Annotated in this window: 3 protein-coding genes; all 3 read right to left on the bottom strand. The window is 51.7% G+C overall.

Annotated features, from left to right (window positions below):
- Positions 1-127: 127 nt before the first annotated feature.
- The gene (locus PG887_RS22185) at positions 128-919 is read right to left on the bottom strand and encodes an ANT(3'')-Ia family aminoglycoside nucleotidyltransferase AadA2 (protein ID WP_001206356.1); all 792 of its coding nucleotides are present in this window, start codon (positions 917-919) and stop codon (positions 128-130) included.
- A gap of 5 nt (positions 920-924) precedes the next feature.
- Complete coding sequence (locus tag PG887_RS22180) at positions 925-1215, bottom strand: DUF1010 domain-containing protein (protein ID WP_001336345.1); 291 nt, start codon at positions 1213-1215, stop codon at positions 925-927.
- A 111-nt stretch (positions 1216-1326) separates the two neighbouring features.
- The gene (dfrA12, locus tag PG887_RS22175; RefSeq protein WP_270822925.1) at positions 1327-1824 is read right to left on the bottom strand and encodes a trimethoprim-resistant dihydrofolate reductase DfrA12; all 498 of its coding nucleotides are present in this window, start codon (positions 1822-1824) and stop codon (positions 1327-1329) included.
- Between the last annotated feature and the right edge of the window lie 81 nt (positions 1825-1905).

The raw sequence follows: 1905 nt of genomic DNA, 5'->3' as shown, positions 1-1905 counted from the left end.
CGCTTAAAAATAATAAAAGCAGACTTGACCTGATAGTTTGGCTGTGAGCAATTATGTGCTTAGTGCATCTAACGCCGGAGTTAAGCCGCCGCGCGTAGCGCGGTCGGCTTGAACGAATTGTTAGACATCATTTACCAACTGACTTGATGATCTCGCCTTTCACAAAGCGAATAAATTCTTCCAAGTGATCTGCGCGTGAGGCCAAGTGATCTTCTTTTTGTCCCAGATAAGCTTGCTTAGCTTCAAGTAAGACGGGCTGATACTGGGCAGGTAGGCGTTTTATTGCCCAGTCGGCAGCGACATCCTTCGGCGCGATTTTGCCGGTTATTGCGCTGTACCAAATGCGGGACAACGTAAGCACTACATTTCGCTCATCGCCGGCCCAGTCGGGCTGCGAGTTCCATAGCTTCAAGGTTTCCCTCAGCGCCTCGAATAGATCCTGTTCAGGAACCGGGTCAAAGAATTCCTCCGCTGCCGGACCTACCAAGGCAACGCTATGTTCTCTTGCTTTTGTAAGCAGGATAGCTAGATCAATGTCGATCATGGCTGGCTCGAAGATACCCGCAAGAATGTCATTGCGCTGCCATTCTCCAAATTGCAGCTCGCGCTTAGCCGGATAACGCCACGGGATGATGTCGTCATGCACGACAAGGGTGACTTCTATAGCGCGGAGCGTCTCGCTCTCGCCAGGGAAAGCCGAAGCCTCCATAAGATCATTGAGCAATGCTCGCCGCGTCGTTTCATCAAGCTTTACGGCCACAGTAACCAACAAATCAATATCGCTGTATGGCTTCAGGCCGCCATCCACTGCGGAGCCGTACAAATGCACGGCCAGCAACGTTGATTCCAGATGGCGCTCAATGACGCTTAGCACCTCTGATAGTTGGTTCGAAATTTCGATGGTCACCGCTTCCCTCATGATGTCTAACGGGCGAGGTAAGCCGACCGCAGAATGCGGGTCGGCTTGACCGAAATGTTAGAACCAGAAGCCAAAACGGATAACTTGAATTTGGCGACGGGCGCTAACCGTGAAAAAACGCTGCGCCACCGAGGCGGCACAGCACTGCAAAAACGATAGCTGCTTGCGCTTGCTACGCAAGGGCTAGAGGCCAAAAAGACTGAAAACCTGCGCAGCCCATGCAGGCGAAGCCCGGAAAAAAGGCAAAACAGGCACTGAATAACGCCTGAAAAGCTAAATGCCGTTTGAATAAACATGAGCTAAATAAAGCTGGGTTTCAGTGGTGCTAACGTTGGACGTAACGAGAGCCGGAGCGCAGCGGAGGGAACCAAAATGCGCAGCATTTTGGCGTCCCGTTGACGGAATGGTTAGCCGTTTCGACGCGCATAAACGGAGTGGGTGTACGGAATTACAGCTTGAATGGTTTCGGTTGAGACAAGCTCGAATTCTGTTTCGTTGAGCATTGGGAAGAAGGCGTCACCCTCGAAGGTTTGATGTACCTCAGATAGAAACACGCCGTGGGCGTGAGGTAGTGCCAGAGTGTATATCTCAGCTCCGCCCGCGACGTAGAGTTCATTGCCGAGTTCGGATGCCAAAGCGATAGCGTGCGACAGCGTTGAAACAACTACGCAGCCAGTGGCGCGGTAGTTAGCTTGGCGTGAGATTACCAATGTGTGACGGTTCGGTAGAGGCTTGCCGATAGACTCAAAGGTCTTTCGCCCCATGACAACGACTTTTCCCTCAGTGAGTCTGCGAAAAATCTTCTGCTCACCCGGAATTTTCCAGGGGATATTAGGACCATTGCCAATAACCCGATCGGCTCCCATCGCAGCAACGAGATAAATGCGTACTGATTCCGAGTTCATATGGCTAACTTTGTTTTAGGGCGACTGCCCTGCTGCGTAACATCGTTGCTGCTCCATAACATCAAACATCGACCCACGGCG

Source organism: Aeromonas sp. QDB14, from assembly GCF_027707845.1.
GTDB classification, from domain to species: Bacteria; Pseudomonadota; Gammaproteobacteria; order Enterobacterales; family Aeromonadaceae; genus Aeromonas; species Aeromonas caviae.
The sequence above is the reverse complement of the archived record's forward strand: the minus strand, read 5'-3'. Positions and strand labels throughout refer to the sequence as shown.